Origin of the sequence: Halobacterium jilantaiense (genome assembly GCF_900110535.1) — an archaeon.
Lineage (GTDB): Archaea > Halobacteriota > Halobacteria > Halobacteriales > Halobacteriaceae > Halobacterium > Halobacterium jilantaiense.
Genome location: NZ_FOJA01000001.1, coordinates 152,316 through 168,807, shown reverse-complemented (window position 1 = coordinate 168,807; position 16,492 = coordinate 152,316). Strand labels below are relative to the sequence as shown.

The window sequence follows — 16,492 nt, the reverse complement described above, 5'->3', positions numbered from 1 at the left end:
AAATACGTTTGGTCAGCCCCGGTACGGTGCCGGTATCACCCCGGCGCGTGCCGGTGGTTCAATCGGGTCGCGGTGCGGCCGCAGCCCGCGGGCCAGCGTCCCGCGAGCGGGCTATTCCTCGACGAGTTCGTGTTTCTTGACTTTCCCGGTGGTCGTGCGCGGGAGTTCGTCGACGAACTCGACCTCGCGCGGGTGCTTGTACTCGGCCATGCTGTCCAGACAGTACTGCCTGATTTCGTCGGCAGTCACGTCGGCGTCCGGTGTCGGGACGACGAAGGCTTTCACCGTCTCGCCGCGACGGTCGTCCGGGATGCCGACGACCGCGGCGTCGGCCACGGCCTCGTGCTCGAAGAGGAGTTCCTCGACTTCGCGGGGGTAGACGTTGTAGCCCGCGGTGTTGATCATGTGCTTCTTCCGGTCGACAACGTAGAAGTAGCCGTCCTCGTCGTGGTACCCGAGGTCACCGGTGTGGAACCACTTCTGCCCGTCAGCCTCCGTGAACGCCTCGCGGTTCGCTTCTGGGAGTCCCGAGTACCCCTTCATGACGTTCGGGCCGGAGACCACGAGTTCCCCCGTAATCTCGTCCGTGTCGACCGCGTCCTCGTCGACCGGACCCTCCGCGACCGGCGCGACTTCCTCGAAGTCGCCCGTAACCACTCTCGCGTGGACGCCCTCCAGCGGCTTCCCGATGGAGCCGACGCGCCGCCCCCAGTTCGGGCTGTTGAAGTGCGTGATGGGACTGGTTTCGGTCAGTCCGTACCCCTCGTAGATTTTCACCGGGTAGAGCTCCTCGAAGCGCCGCAGCACCTCGACGGGGATGCCCGACCCGCCGACGCCGCAGAGCCGCAGCGAGGAGAGGTCGAAGTCCTCGGCGTTCGGCTGGTTGATGACGTCGTTGTACATCGCGGGGACGCCGTGCATCAGCGTGAGTTCGGCGTCCTCCACGAGGGATAGCGCCGTCTGGGCGTCCCACTCCGGGACCGGGTAGTACGCGCCGCCGCCGAACAGGGTCGCGTTCATCACGACCGTCATGCCGTAGATGTGGAACAGCGGCAGCACGCCCAGTTGCCGGTCGCCGGGGCCGATGCCGTCCGGGATGATGTCGATGGACTGGCTGGCGTTCGACGCGAGGTTGTGGTGCGTGAGCTGGACGCCCTTCGGCTGCCCGGTGGTCCCCGACGTGTACGGCTGAACCGCTACGTCGTCGTCGGCACGCTCCGCGACACCGTCGTCTCCCGCGGTGAGGAACTCGCGGAACGGCGTCCCGGCGTCGGCCTCACCGCCGACCGTGACGAGAGTCTCCACGTCGGTGTCGTCGCGGACCTCCTCGACGAACGGCACGAGGTCGGCGAGCGCGACGACCGTCTCTGCGCCGGAGTCGGAGAGCAGGTGGCTGATCTCCCGGCTCTTGTACTGGGGGTTCATCGGCACCACCACGCACCCCGCGCGCAGCGCCCCGTGGAACGCGACGACGAACTGCGGGAGGTTCGGCAGGTAGACCGCGACGCGGTCCCCGGGTTCCGCGCCCGCCTCTCGCAGCGCGGCCGCGAACTGCCCGGTCTGGGCCCACAACTCCCCGTACGTGATTTCGGTGTCCTCGTAGACGACGGCCGGTTCGTCGGGGTGGTCGCTGGCGACAGTCTGGACGCTCGTGACGAGATTCGTCATGAGTTACACAGTACCACGATAGTTCGTGACAAATACGTTTGGTTGGCGACGGCCGAATCGGAGCAGCGGACCGGAGTGAACAGTGTGCGTAGCGCGCAGCCCGCTCCTCAGCGGTAGCCGAGCGCGGCGAGCTGTCGTTCGACATCGTCGGGCGCGTCGCCCTCGCCGTCGTCGCCGTTCCCGCCGAGCGCGTCCAGACGGTCGTGGGCCGCCGACACCAGGGCGTCGAGGGGCGCACGGCTCTCCGGATAGACGTCCTCCTGCTCGCCGGGGTCGCGCTCCCGGTCGTAGAGCTCGTGGTCGTCGCGCTCCGGGTCGAAGATGTACGTCCAGCGGTCGTCGCGCGCGCTCACGAGCGGCCGACCGTCCGCCAGCCGCCGCGGAATCGGCTGCTGGGTCACGGAGTCGCCGCGGACCGCGATGGACGTGACCGGCTCGCGGTCGGGCTCCTCGCCGCTCACGACGGCGTCCAGAACGCTCTCGCCGTTGAACCCCTCGGTCGACGCGCCCATCGCGTCCAGCACGGTCGCAGGCACGTCCGCGAGCCCCACGGCTGTCGAGACGTTCCCGCCAGCGCCCTCGGGGTGGTCGACAATCAGGGGGACGTGAGCGAGCTCGTCGTAGAGCTTCGGGTAGTGGGCGAGGTGGCCGTGTTCGAGGAACTCCTCGCCGTGGTCGCCCGCCACCACGACCATCGTGTCGTCCCGGCGCTCCCCGAGCGCGTCCAGCACGCGCTCGATACTGCCGTCGACCTGCCGCACCGTCGCGTCGTACAGCGTGTGGAGTTCCGCCGCCGTCCCGTCGCTGACGCCCGCACCGAGGCCGACGCGGAGGTGCGCGTACAGCATCCCGAGCATCGCCCCGCGGCGCTCGGTGGTCGCCTTGAGGTGTCGGGGAGCCGGCACGTACGGCGTGTGGGTGTCCATGTAGTGCAGCCAGAGGAAGAACGGCTGGTCGCCGCCGTCGGCCTCGTCGAGGAACTCGACCGCGCGGTCCTCGACGTCCAGCATCCGGGAGGCGTCCACGCGCTCCCGGTCGTCGTCCCGCCGCCGGAACGGCGACGCGCCGACCTGCAGCCAGCCCTGGACGGTCGGGTGCGCGGCGAGCTTGCGGCCGAGCCAGGAGTTCGTGTCCGTGAACGCGTCGTACTCGTCGAACCCGTCGTCGTAGTCCCAGTGGGTCGTCAGGAAGCCGTTGGCGGCGTTGAAGCCGCCCGTCCGCACGCCCTCGTCGGCGAGCCGGTCAGCGAGCGTCGGCGACGCCACGCCGATTGCGCCGTCGTCCTCGAAGACGTGGCTGCCGCCGAGGATGCTCGGGAAGGAAAACGGCGTCCAGTTGCCGTGCGCGTACGCGTGCTCGAACTCGGTACCGCGGTCGGCGAGGCTGTCGAGCGTCGGCGTCTCTGCTCTGGACCGCGCGTCGGCTCGCAGCGAGTCCACCGTCACGAGTATCGTCCCGGCCACCTCCCCAGTCACTACCCCGTACTCCGCACTCACGCGCTTTATCGTTTACTTACGGGTGTGTTGTGTGCTTTCACGGGACATGTATTCCCCGTACGTCGCGGCGCTGGTCCTCGGTGGGCTTATGCGGGACGCCGTTGGATTCGGGAGCATGACAGCGTTCGACGCCGACGACGCGCGGGCGTTCATCCAGTCGTACGTCGACGACCACGGGTTCCTCTCCTTCCTGGACCTCTCCGTGGAGTCCGTCGACGACGGCGAGATGACGATGCGCGTCCCCTACCACGAGAAGCTCACGAACCACGGCCCCGGCCGCGGGGACGTCCACGGCGGCATCGCCGCGACGCTCATCGACACCGCGGGCGGGCTCGCGGTCCGAACCGCTCTCGACGACCCCGTGGACGCGGGCGTCGCGACCATCGACCTGAACGTCTCCTACCTCCGACCCGCGCGCGGCGACCTGGTCGCCGAGGCCGAAATCGTGCGCGTCGGCTCGACCGTCGGCGTCGCCGAGGTCACCGTCGAAGCCCACCCGACCGAGGACGACGACCGCGACGAGGCCACCGAGGTCGCTGTCGGCCGCGGCTCCTTCCGCGTGTTCCGGAGCGACTGACGCCCGCAGACGACAGGACCGACCGCCGGAGGTGGGTTTACCCGGACGGCACGCGTGGCCTGCGGCATGACCGAGCAGCCGTCCGACTTCGACCCGGATTCCCGCGAGGAGCGGGAGGTCGCGGGCGAAGCGGCGACCGACCGCGACGAGTTCCTCTCGCTGATGGGACACACCTACCGCGGTGAGTTGAGCCGCACGACCTCCTGGCGGACCCGCATCGACCGGACGACCAACTGGGCGGTCGTGCTGACGGCGAGCCTGCTGACGTGGGCGTTCTCCACAGACACCCGACCGCACTACGTCCTGCTCGTCGGGGTGGTGATGGTCACGGTGTTCCTCGGCATCGAGGCGCGCCGATACCGCGTCTACGACATCTGGCGGTCCCGCGTGCGGCTACTCGAAGAGAACGTGTTCGCGAACGCGCTGGACCCGGAGGGCGTCGAGCAGTCCAACTGGCGGGAACTCCTGAGCAGCGACCTCCGGGAGCCGACTATCAAGACGCCGGCGGTTGAGGCCGTCGGACGGCGGCTCCGCCGGGTCTACTTCCCGCTGCTCTCCGTGCTCGTGGGCGCGTGGGTCGTCCGCATCACGGTGTTCGCGGAGTCGGCGGAATCCGCCGTTGCGACCGCCGCCGTCGGCAGCGTTCCCGGGACTGCGGTCGTCGGGGGCGTCGCCGTTTACTACGCGGCTGTCGCCGCCGCGACAGTCTGGCCGAGCGGCCGGCAGGCGAAAGGCGCGCTGGAGAGCGACGACGACACCGTCGGCAAGGAGTGGAAGTAGGCAGCGAAGCGGCCCCGGACTCGACGCGCCGCCGAGACCCGTACATTGAGGAAGCGGGACGCCGAATCCCGCGGCATGCAGGTGTTCTGGCACCGGCGGGACCTCCGCACGACCGACAATCTGGGACTCGCGGCCGCCGGCGAGGCGGACTCGGGGGACGGCGTCCTCCCCGTCTTCTGTTTCGACGACGCCGTTCTGGACCACGCGGGACCGCCGCGCGTGGCGTTCATGCTCGACGCGCTCGCGGAGTTGCGCGACCGCTACCGCGAACTCGGCAGCGACCTCGTGGTTCGCTATGGCGACCCGTCGGCCGTGATTCCGGCGGTCGCCGAGACGGTGGACGCCGACCGCGTGGTCTGGAACCACGACTACTCCGGGCTCGCCGAGGAACGGGACGAGGCCGTCCGCGCCGCCCTCGACGAGGACGGAGTCGCCCACGAGCAGTACCACGACGCGGTCCACCACCGGCCGGGCGCGATTCGGACGAACGCCGGCGACCCGTACTCCGTCTACACGTACTTCTGGAAGAAGTGGCGGGACCGCGAGAAGGACGCGCCCGCCCCCGAACCTGATGCTGGCGCGCTCGCCGACCCCGCCCCCCTCGACGGCATCGAGGGCGGAACCGTTCCGAGCGTCGGTGACCTCGGGTTCGACGAGCCGGAGGCGGACGTGCCCGAGGCGGGGATGGAGCGCGCGCGAGCGCTCCTCGACGACTTCTGTGACGAGGGCGTCTACCGGTACGAGGAGCGCCGGGACTACCCCGACGACGGAACCACGTCCCGGCTGTCGCCCCACCTGAAGTTCGGTACCATCGGCGTGCGGACAGTCTACGAGCGCGCACAGGCCGCCAGGGACGCGGCCGGCTCGGAGAGCGCCCGGGAGAGCGTCGACGAGTTCGTGGGCCAGCTCGCGTGGCGCGAGTTCTACGCGCAGGTGCTGTACTTCAATCAGAACGTCGTCACCCGGAACTTCAAGGACTACGAGCGGCCCATCGAGTGGCGCGACGACCCCGAGGCGCTGCAGGCGTGGAAAGACGGCGAGACGGGGTACCCCATCGTGGACGCCGGGATGCGCCAGCTCCGCGAGGAGGCGTTCGTCCACAATCGGGTGCGGATGATTGTCGCCGCCTTCCTCACGAAGGACCTCCTAGTCGACTGGCGCGAGGGCTACGATTGGTACCGGGAGAAGCTCGCGGACCACGACACCGCCAACGACAACGGCGGCTGGCAGTGGGCGGCGTCGACGGGCACCGACGCCCAGCCGTACTTCCGGGTGTTCAACCCCACGACACAGGGCGAGCGCTACGACCCGGACGCCGAGTACATCAAAGAGTACGTCCCGGAACTCCGGGACGCGCCCGCCGACGCGATTCACGACTGGCCGGAGCTCTCGCTGTCAGAGCGCCGCAAGCACGCGCCCGACTATCCCGACCCAATCGTGGACCACAGCGAGCGCCGCGAGGAAGCGATAGCGATGTTCGAGCGCGCGAGGGGCGACGACTGACCAGAGGGAAGGAGTCGGCCCTCGGTATGGTGGAGTGGCGAGCAGCGCGAGTCGCGGAACGCGCGAGAGGAGATGAGTGACCGCAGGGAACGAATCTGCTCTCGGAGTGGCGGAACGGCGAGTGAAACGAGCCGTGAAGCGCGCGAGGGGCGACGAGTGACCGGGGGGAGTGACCCCGTGCCAGACAGTCAGTCGACACGTCACCGAGAGTGAAAGACCGCCGGAACGAGTCGGGGTGGTGTCAAGTGTCGGGCCGGCGGGTCGGTGCCGTCGGGCGACCGTCGAATCCGGCGAGAACTCTGTCGTGAGGCGTGCTAACTACCGCCGCCTCAACCTTTAACAGCACTCCGACACACCGTACACTCGGAGGTTTCCACCACAATGAGCCAGCACGAACTACCACCGCTCCCCTACGACTACGACGCACTCGAACCGCACATCAGCGAACAGGTCCTCACGTGGCATCACGACACCCACCATCAGGGCTACGTGAACGGACTGAACAGCGCCGAGGAGACGCTGGCGGAGAACCGCGACTCCGAGGACTACGGTTCCACCGCGGGCGCGCTCGGGAACGTCACCCACAACGGCAGCGGCCACTACCTCCACACGCTGTTCTGGGAGAACATGGACCCGAACGGCGGCGGTGAGCCGTCCGGCGAACTCGCCGACCGCATCGCCGAGGACTTCGGCTCCTACGAGGGCTGGAAGGGCGAGTTCGAGGCCGCAGCCTCGGCCGCCGGTGGCTGGGCGCTCCTCGTCTACGACCCGGTCGCCAAGCAGCTCCGCAACGTCGCCGTCGACAAGCACGACCAGGGCGCGCTCTGGGGTAGCCACCCCATCATGGCGCTGGACGTCTGGGAGCACTCCTACTACCACGACTACGGCCCGGACCGCGGCAGCTTCATCGACGCCTTCTTCGAGGTCGTCGACTGGGACGAGGTCGCAGCGAACTACGACGACGTCGTCTCGCTGTTCGAGTAACCGGGTCAACCCCACCGCATTTCTTTCGCGTGCTACTCGCCGTCAGCGACGGGTACGAGCGCACCGATGCCGTGTTCGTCCGCGACTGCGTGCACGTCGTCGGTGAGCGCACCGAAGTCGTAGTTCGAGCCGTCCGCGTCCACGCCGACGACGACGCCGACCTGCTGGTCGTCGTGTTCGACGAACGTCCGGAACAGCTCCCAGGTGTCGAAGCCGCGGTGCGTGTAGCGGAACTCGGAGTAGTGCAGGAGGTCGTACGTCTCGCGGGTGACGAAGCCGTAGCGTTCGTTGTCCAGATACTTCTCGACGTCAACGTCAGAGATGCGGTCGGCGACGTCCTCGCGGAGGAACAGCGGTTCCTGAGTGCGCTGGTCGAGTACCCAGACGTCGCGGAGTCTGTCGCCGACAGCGTCTTGAATGGCCTCCACCAGGGCGGCTTTGGCGTCGCCGACGTCCGACCGGACTCGCGTGCCGTTGCCTGTCATGGCTCTGCGTGTCCCAACAGCCATCGGTCGGACGGTTAAGCGTTCCCCTAGCCCCGGGGGTTTTTCGGTGCTGTGGGTGCGAGCGTTCGTATGCCGATTCCGAAAGACGACTTCGAAGGGCTGTACCCGTGTGACTTCTACGAGCCCGACGAGCTGATGGACGCCGACCAGATGTACACCGTCTACGAGATTGCGCGCCTGCTCCAGGACCTCGAACCGGACGCCGACCTCGACCGGGGCGTGGAGGACGTCCTGCTGGACTGGGCGATTCCGTGGGTGATGGTCCACAGCGACGACCTGGTCGTCGCTGAACCGCGGGACGACGACGAGCCCGGCTACTACGGCGTCGCAGAGGACGACTGAGCAGTCACTCGGCGTCGATGCAGTCGGCGTCAGGCGGGAATCGAACCGAACGGAGCGAAGCGCGCGATTACTGGAACTGTGCGGTGCGGCCGGCGAGTTCGATGTCGAAGTACGGGTCGTCCGTGACGCTCGGCCCGTGGCCCGAGTGCATCGCGTCGAGGTCCTCGTCGACGACGTCGAGCAGCCGCTCGATACTGTCGACGAGCACCTCGCGGTCGCCGCCGTCGAGGTCCGTGCGACCGAACCCGCCGTTGGCGAACACGAGGTCTGCTGCGAACAGCACGCCCGCACTAGCGGAGTAGAAGCAGAGGTGGTGGGGTTCGTGGCCGGGCGTGTGCAGCGCCTCGTAGTCACTGTCCCCGATCTGGACGGTGTCGCCGTCGGCGAGTTCCCGGTCGACCCCGTCGACGCCCTCGAACCCGAGAATGGTCGGGTCGAAGGCGTCGCTCACGGCGTCGAGGTTCCCGACGTGGTCGGGGTGCGGGTGCGTGACGAGAACGGCGTCGAGGTCGTCGACGTGCTCGCGGACGGCTGCGACGACGTCGTAGTTCGCGCCCGGGTCGACCAGCACCGTGTGCTCGCCGGTGACGAGGAAGGCGTTGCTCGTGAACGCCTGGACGCCCGCAGAGAGATTTGTCGGCATACCACTGGGTACGCCGGCCACCACTTAGGGGTTGCCGGCTCGACCGACCGGAGTGCGGCGGTCAGCGCGGCGCGCCCACGAGCACGAGTTCGGAGTAGTGGTCGCGGTTCAGAATCTGTCGCTCCTCCTCTGGGTCGATGCGGACGGCCTCGTTCTCGTCCAGTGAGACGGTGGTTTCGCCGAACTGGACGTCGACACCGCCCTCCACGACGTAGTACACTTCCTCCTGGCCGGCGCTGCCGTGGTCGTGTTCCATACCTCGGGCGTTCGGCTCCATCCGGTACACCGAGAACGCGACCTCGTCGGTGTCCAGCGCGTCCTTCATGAAGTACAGGTCGGCCCCGGCGTCCTCCGGCAGGTCGGAGCCCGCTTCCTCGACGGACGTGGTCTGGTACGGCATGCGAGACGATACACTGTGCCGACACTTCACGCTGCCGGCGGCGGCGGCGAGTGCGGTGTTCCGGGTTCGCGTCGGAACCGTTTTCACCACGGGAAGAGCATCCCCGAGCATGCGCGTACGCCTCCTCGAAGCCACCGAGAATCCGGAGGAACTCGTCTGTCTGGGTGCCCGCAACGACTACATGAGCGAGTGGGTCGGCGACCGGTCGTTCGAGGACGCCATGGCCGGCGTCGAGGGCGACACGAGAGACGAACAGATCTCGAACTTCGTCGCGAAACTCCTCAAGCGCGGTCACTACGGCCCCTTCGAGCACCCGAGTGCGACGTTCGCCATCGAGGGCGTGAGCCGCTCCTGCATGGCGCAGCTCACCCGCCACCGCCACGCGAGCTTCGACGTGCAGTCGATGCGGTACGTCTCCTTCGACGAGGTCGACCCCGAGGACGTAGCGGACGGCGAGATGGTCGTCACGCCGCCCTCGGCGACCGACCCGGACTGGGTCGGCCGCAATCAGGACGCCGGCGACGTCGACGAGGAGACCGTCGAGAAACGCGAGGAAGTCTTCCGACGGTCCGTCCGCCAGTCCGTCGAGGACTACCAGGAACTCCTCGACCTCGGGATGCCGCCCGAGGACGCCCGGTTCGTCCTCCCAATCGGCACCGAAGTGAACATCGTCGTCACGCTCAATCCGCGGTCGCTGATGCACATCGCTGACATGCGCGCCGCGGCCGACGCCCAGTGGGAGATTCGAGAGCTCACCGAGCAGCTGCTGGACATCGCGGCCGACTGGTGTCCGCACATCTTCGAGTACTACGAGTCCGAGATGAAACACCGGAAGAACCGACTCGCGCCCTGAGCGACGGACGCACTGGCCGCGTCAGTACCCGCCGTTCCCGCCCATCCCGCCGGCCCGTCCCTTCATCTCCTGTTGTTTCCGCTTCGTCTCGTCGTCGGGTTCGTCACTGGCTTCGCCGTCGTCCCCGCGCCGCTGCCCGTGGACGTAGAGTACGCCGAGCGTCGCTGCCACGGCCACACCGGCGAAGACGCCCGTGACCTGCTCGACCGCGGCCCCTTCGAGGACGTGGAGCACAGCGGCTATCGCAGCGCTCACCGCGGCGACGACTGCGAGCAGACGCTGCCCAGTGGAGGGCTCGTACATACGCTATCTTGTCTGCTGAGATACAAGTACTTTGAGACCCCAGACCACTGGTCGCCAGGACGCGTCGAAACGTCGATTCCGGTATCAGAGGAAGTCGCCGCCGCTCTTCCGGGCCTCGGCTTCCTGCTTGCGGCGTTCGCTGCTCTCGTCAGCGTCTTCCTTACTGTCTCCGGAGCCACGGCGCTGGCCGTGAATGTAGAGGACCGCGAGCGTCGCGACCACCGCGACGCCAACGGAGACGCCTGTCACTTGTTCGACGGCCGCTCCACCGAGGACGTGGAGAGCGACCGCCATCGCACCACTCAGGGCGGCGAGCGCTGCGAGTTGGCTCTGTCGAGTGGAGGGCTCGTACATGTACGACCGTTTCGCGTCCTCCGCTAAGTGTCTACCGGGCGACTAGACGCCTCGTTCGGTCACAACTCCGTCACGCAGTACCAGTCCGGCCGCGAGACGAAACCGTTATTTGTACAACCCGGCTATCCGGAAGTGGACGCGCTCCGTTGGTGTAGTCCGGCCAATCATCTTGCCCTCTCACGGCAAGGACTAGGGTTCAAATCCCTGACGGAGCATTCCAACTTCTTGCCGTCCAGTCGTTTACGCTCGCAGCCAGTGGCTACTCCAGCGTGCGTTCCGGTGCGCTGGGTCAGTCCACCCTCGGTCGGCAGTCTTCAGTCGAGCAGCGGTGCGTCGGCGGCGAGCTACGACGGCACTCGTCAGGCGTGACGCCGGAGCGGCGGAGACACCAGACTCCTGTTGGGAGCGAACTGCGTCACGGTCAGCGATTGGTCGATGACGACTGTTCGTGACGGAGTGTGAACGACACGAACCGTGATCGTGTCCCCGCGGGTGAGCGCACACTCGCTGCTGGCCAGTCGGAACGTCACCGTTTCGCCCGGCGTCCACTCGCCGCCCGCTTCGCCAATCGGTCCACTCACCGAGTTGGCCGAGTTGTCGAAGACGTCCTCGCCGCGGACGTACTCGCTCTCCGGGTCCGGGTCGTCGCCTTCGGCCGGGAGGTTCACCAGCCGTCCCGTCTTGCCGCAGGCGGCGTCGGCGTCGACGACGATTTCGAGGTCGGCGGCGACGAGCGTGTCGCCCGCGATGTGCGTGATGCTGACGATGCCACCGCCGTTGCCGTCCTGTGTCGTGAGGTCGCCGCTCGACTGTCCGACGACGGGCGCGGGGTCCTCGATGGTGTTCGAAATGTCGAGCACGAACACTGCAGTCGTGGCAGCAGCCACGACGACGACAGCAACCAGCAGCACGGTCGCGATAACCGGCGACACAGCGCGTGATGACGACCCATTCACTCTGCCAGACATAACGGTGTGGTGATATTAATCGTTGGCGCTCGCAGCCGAGCGCGTCTCGGGCTGTGCGTTCCCGAAGCCACGGTCGGGGGCGACACGGCGTCCGGGCCGGCGGCACTGTGGCTGGTGAACGTGGTTCTCGTCGTGTCGCTGGTGGTCGGCGCGGCGAGCGCGGGGTGCGCGGCAACGGAGCGGTCCCGCGACAACCAGTACTGGGAGCTGTATCTGCTGTCGGCCGACGGCGGACCGTTCGCCGACGGCGAGAAGTCTTCCGTTGTCGCAGTCGGCGGCCCACAGACGGTCCGGATGGCTGCCAGCAACCACGAGGGGCGGCCGACGAATCACACCGTACCCGGGGGCGTCGAATCGAAAGCGTGAAACAGCGTGGCGACTGTTCGGTTTGCACAACCGTGGTACACGCGACAGGGGCGTCTACGGCGGCACGGGGGCATCACGGTCCGGCCCGGGGACCGGACGAGGCTGTCGACGAGGGCGCGCCACCTGACCGGGTTCGGAGTCGGCCGGTCGGCGGGACGGAGCCGTAGATGCTCCGCACGCTCCTCCGTGACCTCCTGGACAGCCCGGTCGCCACCCAGATGCGTCGGTTCGTCGTCGTGGGTGCGTTCACGGCGGGCGTCCAGATGGTGTTGCTGTGGCTGTTCGTGGACACCGGCGGCCTGAACTATCTCGTCGGCGCGGTGATCGCGATCGAGATCACCATCGTTCTGACGTACGTGCTGAACAACGCGTGGACCTTCAAGGCGATACAGAACACGGGCCGGGCTGAGTACTGGACCGGGCTCCTGAAGACGAACGTCGTCCGCGGGACGGCGATTCCCATCCAGCTCGCCGTCCTGTTCGTGCTTGTCGAGTGGCAGAGCGTCCCCTACCTCGGCTCGAACGCGGTCGCTATCGTCGTCAGCGGGCTCTATCGGTTCGTGCTGGACGCCCGCTGGACATGGGGCTGACCGGCGGTCCGGCCGGGTACTCACTACGCCGCAGTGGTCACCGGTACACACCCGGCGAGCCGAGCGCTCATCGCGGTGGGACCGGCGATGCTCGACACGCCGTGTACTGGCGAGAAATAGACTGGCGTCGATGTCGTCGACGTGGACGGCCACGAGGCGGCCTGCCTGCGGCTCACAAGCGACTACGAGCCGGACGACGCCGTCAGTCGTGGCGGCGTTCGGACTCGATTTCTCGCGCCCGCTCGTCGACCTCTGCGAGCGCACGCACTCGCTCGCTCTCCGAGCCGCCGTGGCCGATGCGGACAGACAGGTCCAGCGGGGACGGGCGGAAGCGGTGCTCGTCGTCGCTGGTCTCGGCGTCCTCGTCGCGCTCCGGCTCGTCACCGAACATGGCGAGGAGGACCTCCCAGACGCTACGAGCCATGTCTCCTGTTACGAACGGCCGCGGAATAAGTGTTCCCGGCGAATCACGTTCCGGCCGATGCGTCAGCGCGTCGCCAGCACGTAGAGGCCGCCGGTGAGGCCGGCCCACAGCAGTGCCGCGCCGAGCCCGACGAACAGCAGCGGTCCCTGCCCGAGCAGCCACCCGAGCAGCCAGACGAGTACACCGAGTCCAGCCAGCGCGTGGATGTTCCGGCCGCGGGTCGGCGGCCCCTCGCCCTGCAAGGTCGCCCACGTGCCGTAGGCCCCCACGACGAGCGCTGCGAGGTACAGCAGGCCGCCGAGGAGCCCGAACAGCGACAGGAGACTGGACACCAGTGACTGGTCGCCGTCACCGCCGTTCTCGCCGCCCTGCGGCGGCGCGGTCGTCGTGGTGTCGTTGCCGGCAGCCGGCGTGGTCGTCATCGGAGCCGCCGTGGTCGTGTCGAACTCGCTGGCGTTCCGCACGTCCACCGACACGCGCCCTTCGGGGACGCTCTCGACGCCGTTCCCGTCCTCGACGGTGACGGCGACCTCGTGGATCCCGTTCGCGTCGAAGGTGCGGGTGACGACCGGCGACGGCTGCGGCGGCAGCGGCTCGCCGTCGACGAGGAAGTGGTAGGTCACGTCGTCGCCCGAGCGGACTTTGGAGGCCGCCGCGGAGAACCGGACGGCACCGCCGGTCGGCGCGACGGTCCGGTTGGCGTCGAGGGCGGCGGTCGGCCGCTGCAGTTCGTCGTGGTGGCTGGCCGACGCGAATGGGACGATGTCGGCGACGGCCCCCTCGGTCTCGACGGCGTTCCCGTCGCCGTCGGGGTTCACGCTCGCGTAGAACGGACCGTTCTCGGCACCCCAGTAGTTGTCCGCCACGTCGAGTGTCTCCTCGGTCTCGGCCCGCAGACCGACGATGTGTCCGTAGACGTCGTTGTCCGTGACGCGTCCCGACCCGGAGGCGTTGGTGACGACGACCCCTGTCGCGGGGCCGACGGTGTCGAACGTCTCCTCGCGGCCCTCGTTTCGGGTGTTGAACGCCACCGTGTTGTTCGTCACGCGCACTGGCGAGGGCCCGGACAGCCGAACGCCGACCGTGTTCGCGGCGATCGTGTTGTTCCGGACGGCGACCGGACCGGCCGCGGTCGAGCCGGTGACTCTGGTGCCCGCGCCGCCGTTGTCCAGCAGGTCGTTGCCGGCGACGGTGACCCCGCCGAGGTCGCTCGTCGCACGGACGCGGAGGCCGTCGTCCCCGTTCGCTGTCAGCGCGTTCCCGGTGACAGACACGCCCTCGACGCGGCCGGCGGCCAGTTCGACACCGCTACCCGCGTTGTCGCGGGCGACGTTGTCCGCGAACGCGGCGGCCGTGAGCGCCGGCGTCGAGACGCGGGCCCCGTCGCCCCCGTTCCCGGCGAGCGTGTTGTTCCGGACGGCGAACCGGTCGACGGTCAGCAGATCGGTGTTCACGCCGATTCCGGCCCGGTCGTTGTTCCGGAGGTCGTTGCCGGACAGCTCGACGGAGACGCTCATCACCGGCCCGCTGCTGCGGCGGTGCGTGAGCGAGACGCCGGTCGTCGCTTCCGCAACCGTGTTGCCGGACACGGAGACATCGTCGAGGTCCGCGGCCCGCTGGACGCTGACGCCGTCGCCGTCGATTCGGCGAATCTCGTTGCCCGTGACGGCGACCTCGTCGAGGTGACCGCTCTCGACGGTCACGGCGTGTCCGGTTCCGTCGGTGAGCGACGCGCCGCGGACTGCGAGGTCGGAGACGCTACGCGTGTTCTCCGTCGGCACCTCGGCCACGAGCGCGCCGGTCGACACCACGACGCCGCCGGCCTCGTAGCCCGTGACGGAGCCGCCGGTGACGGTCACGTCACGGACGTGGCGCGAACGCACGAGCACGCCGTACTGGCCGGTGTCCTCGAAGTCGGTGCCGCGGACGGCGACGTTCGACACGCGGTCGACGTGGGGGTTCGTCGCCGGCACCTCGATGGCGACACCGGCGTACCCGGTCCCCGAGACCCGCGAGTCGACGAGTCGGAGCCGCGGCGTGCCCTCGCGTTCCGTCGCCGTGACGCCGGCGCGAACGTGGTTCTCGAGGGCCGAGTCCCGCACCGTCACCCGGCCTGCGGTCGACTCGATGGAGATGCCGGTGTTCGCGTACTCGACGGTCGCGTTCGCGAGCCGGAGCCGCGAGTCGTCGTCACCGGTGTACCTAATGGTGTCCCACGACCCGGGCTGTGGGTCCGGTCGAGCCGTCGTGAACGCCACGGGGTCGTCGGCAGTGCCGGCCGCGACCAGACTCCCAGCGACCGTGATTGTCCCGCCGTCGGCGACCTGCACGGTGGTTCCCTCGGCGACGGTGAGCGTCGCGCCGTCGGTGACGGTCACGTCGGCCGTGACGACGTACGGGCCGTCGTCGGCGGCCCAAGTCGTGTCCGACGTGACGTTCGCCTCGACGAACGTCGGGCTGGCGGCAGCACTCGGTGCCGCTCCGGCCGCTAGCCCGAGGCCCGCGACGACGGCGACGCCCACGACGACGGCGGCGACGGCTGCGACCGGTCGTCGGGTCACAGCCCACCACCCACCAGTCCCGTGACGACCCGGGCGAGCACGGCTCCGAGTTCCTGCAGCGGCGTCAACGCACCGAACAGCGACTCGCTGTCCGCCTCGGTGTCGTCCTCGTTGTCGGTGGGTGCTTCGGCCGGGTCGGTGCCCGCGAGCACCTCGTGGCCGTCCGGCGTCCCGTCCCCGTCGGTGTCGGCGTCGGTCGGGTCGGTGCCGAACCGCTCGACCTCCTCGCCGTCAGCGAGCCCGTCACCGTCGCTGTCGACCACGGTCGCATTCGTCCCGTAGACGGCGACCTCTACTGGGTCAGCGAGCCCGTCACCGTCGGTGTCACGCTCCTGTGAATCTGTGCCGAGCTCGCGCTCGACGGGGTCCGGGAGGCCGTCGAGGTCGGCGTCCGCGGCGGACGGCGACGTGCGGTCCAGAATCTCTTCGAGGTCCACGAGCCCGTCCCCGTCGGTGTCCACGAGGCCGGGCGCGCTCGCGTTCTGGACCTCGTGCGCGTCCCGAACGCCGTCGTCGTCCGTGTCGACAGCCGTCGGGTCGCTCCCGAACACGCGGACTTCCAGACCGTCCACGAGCCCGTCCTCGTCGGTGTCCGCTGTCAACAGCTCCGTCCCCTCGTCGACCTCGTCGACGTTCCGCAGGCCGTCGCGGTCGAGGTCGCCGCTCTCTCTGGCCACGCGCACCGACAGCGTCGTCTCGTTCACGCGGGCGTTCGCGCCCGTAGACGGCTCGTACATCGACACGTGGAGTTCGTGGACGCCCCTCGACAGCTCGCTCGGCGGCACTGACAGCGTCACGTTGCGCTTCTCGAGTTCCCGCAGCGTCACCTTCTCGACGGCGATGGAGTCGTCAGTCCGGGGTTGATACTCCCGGTCGGCGTCCCGTGTCAGCCGCACCCAGTACGTGTCGTACCGGCTGTCAGACTGCTCGACAAAGTCGACGACCGTCGCCACGACGTCTGTCTGTCTGTCCTGCCAGACGAACTGCTGGTCGTCCTCGACGGTCGCTGCGCCCGCCCCGGTGACTGCTACGTCGACCACGCCGGAGTCGGCGTCGTCACCGACGGCTGCCGGAACCCCCCCGACCGCCAGCCCGGCGACGACCAGCGCGACGACGACCGTGACGACACGGCGGCGTGACCTGAACACGACTCTGATTCTATCCGTGGCGTACT

At 68.6% G+C, this 16,492-nt stretch carries 19 protein-coding genes and 1 tRNA gene; 9 read left to right on the top strand and 11 right to left on the bottom strand.

What is annotated here, in order from left to right:
• Positions 1-111: 111 nt before the first annotated feature.
• Complete coding sequence (locus tag BMW35_RS00960) at positions 112-1,668, bottom strand: long-chain-fatty-acid--CoA ligase (protein WP_089667283.1); 1,557 nt, start codon at positions 1,666-1,668, stop codon at positions 112-114.
• Between the two features lie 107 nt (positions 1,669-1,775).
• The gene (locus BMW35_RS00955) at positions 1,776-3,143 is read right to left on the bottom strand and encodes a sulfatase (protein ID WP_089667282.1); all 1,368 of its coding nucleotides are present in this window, start codon (positions 3,141-3,143) and stop codon (positions 1,776-1,778) included.
• A gap of 136 nt (positions 3,144-3,279) precedes the next feature.
• Here BMW35_RS00955 and BMW35_RS00950 point away from each other — a divergent pair, with 136 nt between their 5' ends.
• The 4 genes from BMW35_RS00950 to sod all read left to right on the top strand — a co-directional run bounded on the left by BMW35_RS00950 (position 3,280) and on the right by sod (position 7,008).
• On the top strand, positions 3,280-3,741 hold the full coding sequence (locus BMW35_RS00950; RefSeq protein WP_089667281.1) for a PaaI family thioesterase: 462 nt from the start codon (positions 3,280-3,282) through the stop codon (positions 3,739-3,741).
• Positions 3,742-3,807: 66 nt separating this feature from the next.
• Complete coding sequence (locus tag BMW35_RS00945) at positions 3,808-4,521, top strand: DUF2270 domain-containing protein (RefSeq protein ID WP_089667280.1); 714 nt, start codon at positions 3,808-3,810, stop codon at positions 4,519-4,521.
• 75 nt (positions 4,522-4,596) lie between these two features.
• Positions 4,597-6,024 (top strand): cryptochrome/photolyase family protein, encoded by a 1,428-nt coding sequence (locus tag BMW35_RS00940; RefSeq protein WP_089667279.1) that lies wholly within the window; start codon positions 4,597-4,599, stop codon positions 6,022-6,024.
• A gap of 381 nt (positions 6,025-6,405) precedes the next feature.
• Entirely contained in the window at positions 6,406-7,008 is a 603-nt protein-coding gene (gene sod, locus BMW35_RS00935; protein WP_089667278.1) for a superoxide dismutase, read from the top strand.
• A 32-nt stretch (positions 7,009-7,040) separates the two neighbouring features.
• On the opposite strand, the gene BMW35_RS00930 is transcribed toward sod, so the two are convergent.
• Positions 7,041-7,493 carry a DUF7522 family protein gene (locus BMW35_RS00930; RefSeq protein WP_089667277.1) on the bottom strand — a complete coding sequence of 151 codons (453 nt, stop codon included), beginning with the start codon at positions 7,491-7,493 and terminating at the stop codon, positions 7,041-7,043.
• Positions 7,494-7,583: 90 nt separating this feature from the next.
• Here BMW35_RS00930 and BMW35_RS00925 point away from each other — a divergent pair, with 90 nt between their 5' ends.
• The gene (locus BMW35_RS00925; protein WP_089667276.1) at positions 7,584-7,856 is read left to right on the top strand and encodes a DUF5827 family protein; all 273 of its coding nucleotides are present in this window, start codon (positions 7,584-7,586) and stop codon (positions 7,854-7,856) included.
• A 67-nt stretch (positions 7,857-7,923) separates the two neighbouring features.
• Here BMW35_RS00925 and BMW35_RS00920 read toward each other — a convergent pair whose 3' ends face one another.
• Together BMW35_RS00920 and BMW35_RS00915 are read right to left on the bottom strand one after the other, a co-directional pair.
• Entirely contained in the window at positions 7,924-8,499 is a 576-nt protein-coding gene (locus BMW35_RS00920; RefSeq protein ID WP_089667275.1) for an MBL fold metallo-hydrolase, read from the bottom strand.
• A gap of 61 nt (positions 8,500-8,560) precedes the next feature.
• The gene (locus BMW35_RS00915; protein WP_089667274.1) at positions 8,561-8,899 is read right to left on the bottom strand and encodes a cupin domain-containing protein; all 339 of its coding nucleotides are present in this window, start codon (positions 8,897-8,899) and stop codon (positions 8,561-8,563) included.
• A 109-nt stretch (positions 8,900-9,008) separates the two neighbouring features.
• Between BMW35_RS00915 and thyX the strand changes: the two genes are divergently transcribed.
• A complete protein-coding gene (thyX, locus tag BMW35_RS00910) occupies positions 9,009-9,752 on the top strand; it encodes an FAD-dependent thymidylate synthase (protein WP_089667273.1) in 744 nt (247 codons plus the stop codon).
• Positions 9,753-9,773: 21 nt separating this feature from the next.
• Here thyX and BMW35_RS00905 read toward each other — a convergent pair whose 3' ends face one another.
• Together BMW35_RS00905 and BMW35_RS00900 are read right to left on the bottom strand one after the other, a co-directional pair.
• Positions 9,774-10,055, bottom strand: a complete 282-nt coding sequence (locus BMW35_RS00905; protein ID WP_089667272.1) for a hypothetical protein — start codon at positions 10,053-10,055, stop codon at positions 9,774-9,776.
• A gap of 84 nt (positions 10,056-10,139) precedes the next feature.
• A complete protein-coding gene (locus BMW35_RS00900; protein WP_089667271.1) occupies positions 10,140-10,409 on the bottom strand; it encodes a hypothetical protein in 270 nt (89 codons plus the stop codon).
• 140 nt (positions 10,410-10,549) lie between these two features.
• Between BMW35_RS00900 and BMW35_RS00895 the strand changes: the two genes are divergently transcribed.
• Positions 10,550-10,624: transfer RNA gene (locus BMW35_RS00895), tRNA-Glu, on the top strand.
• A gap of 144 nt (positions 10,625-10,768) precedes the next feature.
• Here the strand turns inward: BMW35_RS00895 and BMW35_RS00890 are convergent.
• A complete protein-coding gene (locus BMW35_RS00890; protein WP_245708105.1) occupies positions 10,769-11,341 on the bottom strand; it encodes a type IV pilin domain-containing protein in 573 nt (190 codons plus the stop codon).
• A gap of 45 nt (positions 11,342-11,386) precedes the next feature.
• On the opposite strand from BMW35_RS00890, the gene BMW35_RS00885 reads away from it, so the two are divergent.
• Positions 11,387-11,743 (top strand): DUF1616 domain-containing protein, encoded by a 357-nt coding sequence (locus BMW35_RS00885; protein WP_177170748.1) that lies wholly within the window; start codon positions 11,387-11,389, stop codon positions 11,741-11,743.
• Between the two features lie 167 nt (positions 11,744-11,910).
• Positions 11,911-12,333 carry a GtrA family protein gene (locus BMW35_RS00880; RefSeq protein WP_089667268.1) on the top strand — a complete coding sequence of 141 codons (423 nt, stop codon included), beginning with the start codon at positions 11,911-11,913 and terminating at the stop codon, positions 12,331-12,333.
• 202 nt (positions 12,334-12,535) lie between these two features.
• Here BMW35_RS00880 and BMW35_RS00875 read toward each other — a convergent pair whose 3' ends face one another.
• The 3 genes from BMW35_RS00875 to BMW35_RS00865 form a co-directional block, all read right to left on the bottom strand.
• The gene (locus tag BMW35_RS00875; protein WP_089667267.1) at positions 12,536-12,757 is read right to left on the bottom strand and encodes a hypothetical protein; all 222 of its coding nucleotides are present in this window, start codon (positions 12,755-12,757) and stop codon (positions 12,536-12,538) included.
• A 62-nt stretch (positions 12,758-12,819) separates the two neighbouring features.
• Positions 12,820-15,318 (bottom strand): right-handed parallel beta-helix repeat-containing protein, encoded by a 2,499-nt coding sequence (locus BMW35_RS00870; protein ID WP_089667266.1) that lies wholly within the window; start codon positions 15,316-15,318, stop codon positions 12,820-12,822.
• The gene (locus BMW35_RS00865) at positions 15,315-16,466 is read right to left on the bottom strand and encodes a calcium-binding protein (protein WP_143052117.1); all 1,152 of its coding nucleotides are present in this window, start codon (positions 16,464-16,466) and stop codon (positions 15,315-15,317) included. The genes BMW35_RS00870 and BMW35_RS00865 overlap by 4 nt, the downstream gene beginning before the upstream one ends.
• Positions 16,467-16,492 lie beyond the last annotated feature (26 nt).

Excerpts from the sequence above, each read along its gene's own strand:
- BMW35_RS00960 (WP_089667283.1), bottom strand. The coding sequence starts at position 1,668 with ATGACGAATCTCGTCACGAGCGTCCAGACTGTCGCCAGCGACCACCCC.
- BMW35_RS00950 (WP_089667281.1), top strand. The coding sequence starts at position 3,280 with ATGACAGCGTTCGACGCCGACGACGCGCGGGCGTTCATCCAGTCGTAC.
- BMW35_RS00945 (WP_089667280.1), top strand. The coding sequence starts at position 3,808 with ATGACCGAGCAGCCGTCCGACTTCGACCCGGATTCCCGCGAGGAGCGG.
- BMW35_RS00940 (WP_089667279.1), top strand. The coding sequence starts at position 4,597 with ATGCAGGTGTTCTGGCACCGGCGGGACCTCCGCACGACCGACAATCTG.
- sod (WP_089667278.1), top strand. The coding sequence starts at position 6,406 with ATGAGCCAGCACGAACTACCACCGCTCCCCTACGACTACGACGCACTC.
- BMW35_RS00930 (WP_089667277.1), bottom strand. The coding sequence starts at position 7,493 with ATGACAGGCAACGGCACGCGAGTCCGGTCGGACGTCGGCGACGCCAAA.
- BMW35_RS00925 (WP_089667276.1), top strand. The coding sequence starts at position 7,584 with ATGCCGATTCCGAAAGACGACTTCGAAGGGCTGTACCCGTGTGACTTC.
- BMW35_RS00920 (WP_089667275.1), bottom strand. The coding sequence starts at position 8,499 with ATGCCGACAAATCTCTCTGCGGGCGTCCAGGCGTTCACGAGCAACGCC.
- BMW35_RS00915 (WP_089667274.1), bottom strand. The coding sequence starts at position 8,899 with ATGCCGTACCAGACCACGTCCGTCGAGGAAGCGGGCTCCGACCTGCCG.
- thyX (WP_089667273.1), top strand. The coding sequence starts at position 9,009 with ATGCGCGTACGCCTCCTCGAAGCCACCGAGAATCCGGAGGAACTCGTC.
- BMW35_RS00905 (WP_089667272.1), bottom strand. The coding sequence starts at position 10,055 with ATGTACGAGCCCTCCACTGGGCAGCGTCTGCTCGCAGTCGTCGCCGCG.
- BMW35_RS00900 (WP_089667271.1), bottom strand. The coding sequence starts at position 10,409 with ATGTACGAGCCCTCCACTCGACAGAGCCAACTCGCAGCGCTCGCCGCC.
- BMW35_RS00880 (WP_089667268.1), top strand. The coding sequence starts at position 11,911 with ATGCTCCGCACGCTCCTCCGTGACCTCCTGGACAGCCCGGTCGCCACC.
- BMW35_RS00875 (WP_089667267.1), bottom strand. The coding sequence starts at position 12,757 with ATGGCTCGTAGCGTCTGGGAGGTCCTCCTCGCCATGTTCGGTGACGAG.